This is a genomic window from Acidovorax lacteus, assembly GCF_039540375.1.
Lineage (GTDB): Bacteria > Pseudomonadota > Gammaproteobacteria > Burkholderiales > Burkholderiaceae_C > Acidovorax_G > Acidovorax_G lacteus.
Map to the genome: position 1 here is coordinate 125,307 of NZ_BAABEX010000008.1, position 7,908 is coordinate 133,214.

At 67.1% G+C, this 7,908-nt stretch carries 5 protein-coding genes; 1 reads left to right on the forward strand and 4 read right to left on the reverse strand.

What is annotated here, in order from left to right; translation table 11 throughout:
* Positions 1-98 precede the first annotated feature (98 nt).
* From ABD866_RS07460 to mutS, 4 genes are all read right to left on the reverse strand, one after another.
* Positions 99-932: an alpha/beta hydrolase gene (locus tag ABD866_RS07460; RefSeq protein ID WP_345062750.1), complete on the reverse strand. Its 834-nt coding sequence runs from the start codon at positions 930-932 to the stop codon at positions 99-101.
* Positions 933-945: 13 nt separating this feature from the next.
* The gene (locus tag ABD866_RS07465; RefSeq protein ID WP_345062752.1) at positions 946-1,770 is read right to left on the reverse strand and encodes a proteasome-type protease; all 825 of its coding nucleotides are present in this window, start codon (positions 1,768-1,770) and stop codon (positions 946-948) included.
* Positions 1,771-1,954: 184 nt separating this feature from the next.
* Positions 1,955-3,067 (reverse strand): GGDEF domain-containing protein, encoded by a 1,113-nt coding sequence (locus ABD866_RS07470; protein WP_345062754.1) that lies wholly within the window; start codon positions 3,065-3,067, stop codon positions 1,955-1,957.
* Positions 3,068-3,155: 88 nt separating this feature from the next.
* Complete coding sequence (gene mutS, locus ABD866_RS07475) at positions 3,156-5,768, reverse strand: DNA mismatch repair protein MutS (protein ID WP_345062755.1); 2,613 nt, start codon at positions 5,766-5,768, stop codon at positions 3,156-3,158.
* A 260-nt stretch (positions 5,769-6,028) separates the two neighbouring features.
* On the opposite strand from mutS, the gene ABD866_RS07480 reads away from it, so the two are divergent.
* Positions 6,029-7,908: putative bifunctional diguanylate cyclase/phosphodiesterase (locus ABD866_RS07480; RefSeq protein ID WP_425549556.1), on the forward strand; the 1,880-nt coding region annotated here is incomplete at its 3' end.

Sequence of the window (7,908 nt, forward strand, 5' to 3'; positions counted from 1 at the left end):
GGGCCCAAGTTTGTATCACACTGTAATTTATGTGACATTCCGCGAACTAGAGGAATCTCCCGGATTGTCGGGCGTCCCCCCGGCAAACCGCTGCTGCTTCAGCGCGACGCATGGCGACCTGATGCGGCGGCCGATGCCAGGTTCAGCAGGGCCGCCTCCATCGCAGCCGCGGTGGCTTCGGGCTGCTCCATGGGAAACAGATGCGAGCCGTCCAGCATCGTGGTGCGGCCGCCTGTGACGCGCATCGTCATACCCATGCCCACCTGGCGCATCTCGTCCGACTGCAGCCCGCCGATGAACGCCACGGGGCAGCGCAGTGGCTGGGCACGCAACAAGCGCGCCAGGTTGTGGGGCAAGGTGTTGTAGATGGCCGTTTCCACGTCGCGGTCGAAGTGCAGCACGCGCTGCCCGTCTTCGTCGCGCAGTCCGTGGTCAATGTAGTCCTGCAGCACCTGCGGGTTCCAGCGTGCAAACGCTTTCTTGCGGCGAAAGTGCTCCAGCGCTTCGGCGTTGTCGGCCCAGCGGTAGCGGCGCTGGCGGCTCACCTTGCCGGGCGAGATCGATCCGACGACTTGCGTGTGCTTGGCCACGCCCAGCGCATTGGCGCGCCAGCCGCCAATCAGCGGCGAGTCGAGCATGACCACGCCGCGCACCAGATCGGGGTGGCGAGAGGCGGTCATCACGCTCAAAAATCCGCCGAGCGAATGTCCAGCCAGAAACACCGGGCCGCCGTGCTCGCGTACGCGCTCGGCCGCAAAGTCGGCCAGTTGCTGCACCAGGTGCGGCCAGTTGTTGGTGACGGGGTAGGCCGGGTCGTGGCCAAAACGGTCGATGGCCGACACCGCAAAGCCGCGCGCGCGCAGCAGCCCGAACAGCAGGCGGTAGGTACCCGCCGGGAAGCTGTTGGCGTGGGAGAACACAAGGGGCAGCATGGGCGGCAGTGGATCAGACCAGCTTTTCGGACACGGTGGTGATCTTCTTGAGCGGCTTGCTGCGCGGGGACGGCACGATGATGGGCACGTTGGACGCTCCCGCCCAGGCCGGGTCTTCGATGCTGTCAAAGACCTCGCGCAGCTTCTGGCCCCAGTTCTCGCGCAGCATGCGGAAGTAGGGGTTCTGCTCGTCGATGCAGACGATCTTGTCGGTCGAAAAGCGTCCTTCTTCGTACACCACCAGGTCGAGCGGAAGACCCACCGACAGGTTGGACTTGAGCGTGCTGTCCATCGACACCAGCGCGCACTTGGCGGCCTCGTTCAGCGGTGTTTCGGGCGTGAGCACGCGGTCCAGCACGGGCTTGCCGTACTTGGATTCGCCGACCTGGAAGTACGGTGTTTCCGAGGTGGCCTCGATGAAGTTGCCGGCCGAATACACCTGGAACAGCCGCATGCCCTCGCCGCGGATCTGGCCGCCAAACAGCAGCGACACGTTGAAATCCACACCCGAGCGCTTGAGCGCCGCGCCGTCGCGCTCGTGCACATGCCGCACCGCCGCGCCCAGCACGCGGGCGGCGTCGAACATGCTGCGCGCATTCCAGATGGTCACAGGCTCGCCGTCGGCCTCGTCCTTGATCTGGGTGGTCTGCAGAATCTCGCGCACCGACTGCGAGATGCTGAGGTTGCCAGCCGACAGCAGCACCATGAAGCGATCGCCGGCCTTTTCATAGACCATCATCTTGCGAAAAGAGCTGATCTGGTCGAGCCCGGCGTTGGTACGCGAATCCGACAGGAACACGAGACCGGCGTTGAGTTTGATGGCGACGCAGTACGTCATGAGGGCTTGCACTGAAGACAAAACCGCCAAGTGTAGTGTGCGGGGGCGGCGGTTCGGGGTCGCGCATGCGCGGTGTGCAGGAGCGCATCCGGGGCGCCACACCCTGTCGGGATGGTTGCTATAAAATATATAGCTAAAAATCAAGCCCAGATGAGCACAAGCTGCTTAAAAGACAGTTGTTCACTCAGGCGGTGCCTGGAGGGTGATCCAGACGTCGGAACACCGTGACACGGTTGCGTCCCTGGGCTTTGGCCTCGTACATGGCCTGGTCGGCCATGCGCTGGATGTCTTCCACCGTGTGCCCTGCGTGCAGACCGCTGGCCACCCCGATACTGGCCGTCACGCGCAGGCGCTCAGGGCCGATGTCCGGAAGGAGGGCCTCCACCGTCTCACGCAGGCTTTCGGCCAGCACCTGGGCGCCTTTGGCATCCGTGTCGGGCAGAAACACCGAGAACTCTTCCCCGCCGATGCGGGCCACGATATCGGAACCCCGCACGCCTCCGGCCAGCGCCTGTGCCACGCTCTGCAGCACGATGTCGCCTGCGGCGTGGCCGTGGCGGTCGTTGATCGACTTGAAATGGTCGAGGTCGATGAACAGCACGGCCCATGGCGCGCCGCGCCGCCGCGTGGACACCAGCACCTGGTTGCAGCGCTCGTGGTAGGCGCGCGCGTTGAGCAGCCCGGTCAGCGCGTCGGTGGTCGCCAGGTCGCGCAGCCGCTCTTTGGAGGCTTGCAGCCGCCAGTAGAACGACAGCGAGCGCGCGCGGTAAATATGGAACAGAAAGGCCAGCAGGCCCAGGCCCATGATGCCGCCCACGAGTTCGGTGCCGGTGTACGGGGCCACAAAATACGGATTGCCCAGCGCCAGCAGCAGGATGGAGCAGGCGGTGACAAACGCACCCGCGCGCTGGCCCAGCAGGATGTACACGCAGGGCACGTTGATGAAGAGCCACACCACCCGCAGTGCGTCGTTGGGCACCAGCACCAGGGCCGACGTGCAGACCGCAAAGCACACAGCCTCCATCGTCCAGGCCGCGGTCGCAAAGCGCTCTTTGTGCCCGCGCAGCATCAGCCAGACCGACAGCGACACCACAATGTTGGCCACCAGCGCCAGATAACGCAGCGGGGCCACGTCACGCTCGACCAGCAGCAGTGCGCCCAGAAAGAACAGCACCGTGGCCACCACGGCCAGGATCAGCACGATCAGGAACTTGTACTGGAACTCCAGGTATTCCTCGCGCTCTTCGAAGCGCGTGTCACCGAACAGACACCGCTGGATCTGGCTCTTGCGCTGCACCGTGCTCCGCCCCCTGGCCCCCTGCGCTCATCGAGTCCGCGCAACAGGGGGCACGCCGCACGGGTGGCTGCGCACAGCAGCCCATACCTCATGGTAGCGCCATGCGCTTGAGCTGATACAGCAGGTCTAGCGCCTCGCGCGGACTCAGCGTGTCGGGCTGGATCTGTGCCAGGGCCGCCTCCAGCGCCGTGGGGCCCACCGCTTCGGGTGCTGGGGGCGGGGCGAACAGGTCCACCTGGCGCTCTGCTGCCCCGGCCCGTTCCTCCAGCGCGGCCAGCGTATGACGCGCATGGTGCAGCACCGGCGCGGGCATGCCCGCAAGCTTGGCCACCTGGATGCCGTAGCTGCGGCTGGCCGGGCCGGGCTGGATTTCGTGCAGGAACACGATGTCGGAGCCGGCCTCGGTGGCGCTGACGTGCATGTTCACCGCATGGCGCGCTCGCGCGGGAAGTTCGGTCAACTCAAAATAGTGCGTGGCAAACAGCACGAAGGCACGCGTCTTGTCATGCAGGTGCGTGGCAATGCCGCTGGCCAGCGCCAGGCCGTCAAAGGTGCTGGTGCCGCGGCCGATCTCGTCCATCAGCACCAGGCTGTGCGGTGTGGCGCTGTGCAGGATTTGCGCCGCCTCGGTCATCTCCAGCATGAAGGTGGACTGCGCGTTGGCCAGGTCGTCGGCCGCGCCAATGCGCGTGTGGATGGCGTCGATGGGCCCGAGCCGGCACGCCGCCGCGGGCACATGGCTGCCCATGCAGGCCAGCAGCACGATCAGCGCCACCTGGCGCATGTAGGTGGACTTGCCGCCCATGTTGGGGCCGGTGATCACCTGCATGCGCGTGTTGGCATTCAGCCGCGTGTGGTTGGCAATGAAGCTGCCGTTGGCGGTTTCGGCCAGGCGTGCTTCCACCACCGGGTGGCGGCCGGCCTCGATCTCGATGCAGGGCTCGGCCACGAACTGCGGCGCGCACCAGCCCAGCGTGGCGGCGCGCTCGGCCAGGGTGCACAACACGTCGAGCGTGGCCAGCGCCTGCGCCAGCCGCGTGAGTGCGCGCACATGGGGCTGCAGCGCGTCCAGCAGTTGCTCGTACAGCCACTTTTCGCGCGCCAGCGCGCGCTCCTGCGCCGACAGGGCCTTGTCTTCAAAGGCCTTGAGCTCGGGCGTGATGAAGCGCTCGGCGTTTTTCAGCGTCTGGCGGCGGCGGTAGTCCTCGGGCACGCTGGCCAGGTGGCTGCTCGTCACCTCGATGTAGAAGCCGTGCACCTTGTTGAACTGCACGCGCAGGTTGGGGATGCCGGTGCGCGCTTTCTCGCGCACCTCCAGGTCCAGCAGAAAGCTGTCGCAATTGCTCTGGATGCCGCGCAGCTCGTCCAGCTCGGCGTCAAAGCCGTCGGCGATCACGCCTCCGTCGCGCACCAGGGCTGCGGGCTCTTCGGCCAGCGCGCGCTGCAGCAGCGCCACGCAGTCGGGCGGCGGCATCAGGTCGGCAAAGATGCGGGCCAAAAACGGGTCTTGTGCTTGTCCCTGCTGGGCGAACTGCTCTGTTTTTAGTAGTGTTTTGGCCAAACCGACCAACTCGCGCGGGCGCACCTGGCGCAGTGCCGTGCGGGCGGTGATGCGTTCCACATCGCTCACGCCGCGCAGCAGGCCGCGCAGTACGCTGAACGGCCCGCTGCTGCCGCCTGCGCCACGCAGCGCCTGTGTGGCGGCCAGGCGTTCGCGGGCGATGCCGCGGTCGCGCGGGGGCTCCAGCAGCCAGCTGCGCAGCAGGCGGCTGCCCATGCCCGTCATGCAGGTGTCTAGCAGCGACAGCAGCGTGGGCGCGTCGTCGCCGCGCAGGGTCTTGACCAACTCCAGGTTGCGCCGCGTGGTCAGCGGCAGGTCGATGCGGTCGTCCTCGCGCTGCACCTGCACGCTGTGCACATGCGACAGCGCCCGGCCCTGGGTGTGTTCGGCATACGCCAGCAGCCCGGCCGCCGCGGCGTGGGCCACGGCCAGGTCTTGGGCGCCCCAGGCTTGCAGGCTGGCTGCGCCCAGCAGCTCCAGCAGCTTGCGCGCGCCCAGCGGGCCGTCAAACTGCCAGTCGGGCCGCGGCGACATCGGGCACTGGAACACACCGGCCTGCCGCAACTGCTGCAGGCCCGACTCGAAGCGCTCGGTCACCCCGGCGCTGTAGATCACTTCGCTCGGGTGGGCAATCGTGATCCAGCGTGCGAGGTCTTCGGTCGCGCACTCTGCCAGGAACACGCGGCCCTGCGTCACGCTGAGCCAGGCCAGGCCGCAGCGCGCGCGCGGGCCCGGGTGCACGGCCAGCAGCATGGCCTCGGCCTTGTCGGACAGCAGCTCGGCATCGGTCAGCGTGCCGGGCGTGACCACGCGCACCACCTTGCGCTCCACCGGGCCCTTGCTGGCGCCCACTTCGCCCACCTGCTCGCAGATGGCCACGGATTCGCCGAGCTTGATCAGCCGCGCGAGGTAGTTTTCGAGTGCATGGAAGGGCACGCCTGCCATCGTCACGGGCTGGCCAGCCGACTGACCCCGCTGCGTCAGCGTGATGTCGAGCAACCGCGCGGCCTTTTCAGCGTCGGCATAGAACAGCTCATAGAAGTCGCCCATGCGATAGAACACCAGCGTGTCCGGATACCCAGCCTTCAGGGCCAGGTACTGCTGCATCATGGGGGTGTGTTGTTCGGGCGTCGCAGACATGGGGCAGGCGGGGCGGGGGCGGCGGGCGTGAGCGCAGCACTGTATAGCAGTTCAGTCCACCGGGTTTCCCCGTGGTGGTGGGCGCTTGGATGGTTTGGCGTGCGTGTTACCTTTTGACATACTGTGGGGCTGCACGGCGCCCGCCGTGCGCAACGGCGCATGCCATGCGCGGGTTCAAGAAAGGATGCGGAGCCAACGTGGTGTCTTCCGGATTGCTGACCGAACTGCCTCCCCAGGATGGGGGTGGCCCTGCTGCCGGTATGGACGCTAACGCCTTGTCCCTGCTGCTGGATGCCCTGCCGGTGGCGGTGCTGGAGTTCCGGACCGAGGGCATGCGCTTGGTGTTGGCAACGGCCAATGCCGCGGCGCGCCGCACCACAGGGTTGGGGGCCGTGCGCACGCCAGGCGTGGACGTTGAAGATGTCTTCGATCTGCTCGGCGATACGCCGCTCGTGGAGCAGCTTCAGGGTGTGATGCGCCTGGGTGTGCCGCTCGACACCCGGCAGGTGCTGCGGGAGGCGGGCCGCCTGGTCGTGGCCTGGGACATCACCGCCCGGCGCCTTGCGCCTGAGCGCCTGCTGGTGACCGTACGCGACATCTCAGAAGCCGAGGGCCTGCGGGCTTCGCTCGCGGCCGCCGAACAATCCCTGGCCGATGTGCGTCACGAACTGCGCGAGCAGACCGAGGTCTTTCACAGCATGGAAAGCCTGGCGCGCGCCGGACACTGGCGCCGCATCGAGGATCCGGGCGAGACCGTGTTGCTCTGGTCGCCAGGCCTGTGCGACATCGCTGGCGTGGAGCGGCAGGAGTGGGTCAGTTTCGAGCGCTCGGTCAGCGGAATCCTGCCCGAAGACCGTCCGTTGTTCGATGCTGCACGGAAGAACCGTGAGGGCGCCGAGATCGAGTACCGCTGGCAGCGGCCGGACGGCGAGATCCGCTGGATGCGCTCGCGTGTGCGGCGGCCTCTGGCACGCGACGGTGTCGAGGTCGAGATGGGAGTGGTGCTCGATGTGACCGAGGAACGCCGCGCCGCCGAGCAACTGCGCGAGCAGCTGCTGTTCATCCAGCGCATCGCCAGCCGCATTCCTGGCTTCATTTATGAGTTCCGCCTGCATTCCAACGGCCGGGCCAGCGTGCAGTACATCAGCGACGCTGTGCGGGAGTTCATGGGCGTCGAGCCCGAGGAAGTCACGCAGGATTACGGCATCCTCATGCGCCGCGTGGTCGAGGAGGACGCCCCCATGCTGCGCCGATCGGTGCTGGCGTCGGTGCGCAAGCTGGTGCCTTGGCAGTGCGAGTACCGCGTGTACATGCCCGATGGCAGTGTGCGCTGGCACATGACCAACGCGCTGCCGCACCGCGAGGCCGATGGTTCGGTCGTGTCGCATGGCTTCACCATGGACATCACCGACCGCAAGCGCGCGGAGCAGGAGATCGAGCGGCTGGCGTTCTTTGACGCGCTCACCGGTCTGCCCAACCGCCGTCTGCTCCTCGACCGCTTGCAGCGGGCGGTGGCCACGTGCCAGCGCTCGCGGCTGCAGGGCGCCCTGCTGTTCATCGACCTGGACAACTTCAAAGACCTGAACGACACCCTGGGGCACGACATGGGCGACCAGCTGCTGCGGCAAGTGGCCCAGCGCCTGAGCGGCTGTGTGCGCGAAGTGGACACCGTGGCGCGCTTTGGCGGCGACGAATTCGTCGTCATGCTCGAAAACCTCAGCGCCGAGCTACCGCAGGCGGCCGCGCAGGCCGAAGTCGTCGCAGAAAAGCTGCTCGCCAGCCTGAACCAGCCCGTCGCGCTGGGCGGCCAGCAGCACTACAGCACCCCCAGCATCGGCATCACCCTGTTTGGCGACGAACGCATCGCCGTGGACGAGCTGCTCAAGCGCGCAGACCTGGCCATGTACCAGGCCAAAGCCGCCGGACGCAACACCCAGCGCTTCTTCGACCCCGACATGCAGGCCGCCGTCAACGCCCGCTCGCACCTCGAAGCCGAACTGCGCCAGGGCCTTGCGCGCCAGGAACTGCGCGTGCACTACCAGCCCGTGGTCGACCACCAGGGCCGGCTCATCGGAGCCGAAGCCCTCGTGCGCTGGCAACACCCCGAACGCGGCATGGTCAGCCCCGCCGCCTTCATCGC

Bases quoted from the DNA above. Each gene is read 5' to 3' on its own strand.
- ABD866_RS07460 (WP_345062750.1), bottom strand. From the start codon at position 932: ATGCTGCCCCTTGTGTTCTCCCACGCCAACAGCTTCCCGGCGGGTACC.
- ABD866_RS07465 (WP_345062752.1), bottom strand. From the start codon at position 1,770: ATGACGTACTGCGTCGCCATCAAACTCAACGCCGGTCTCGTGTTCCTG.
- mutS (WP_345062755.1), bottom strand. From the start codon at position 5,768: ATGTCTGCGACGCCCGAACAACACACCCCCATGATGCAGCAGTACCTG.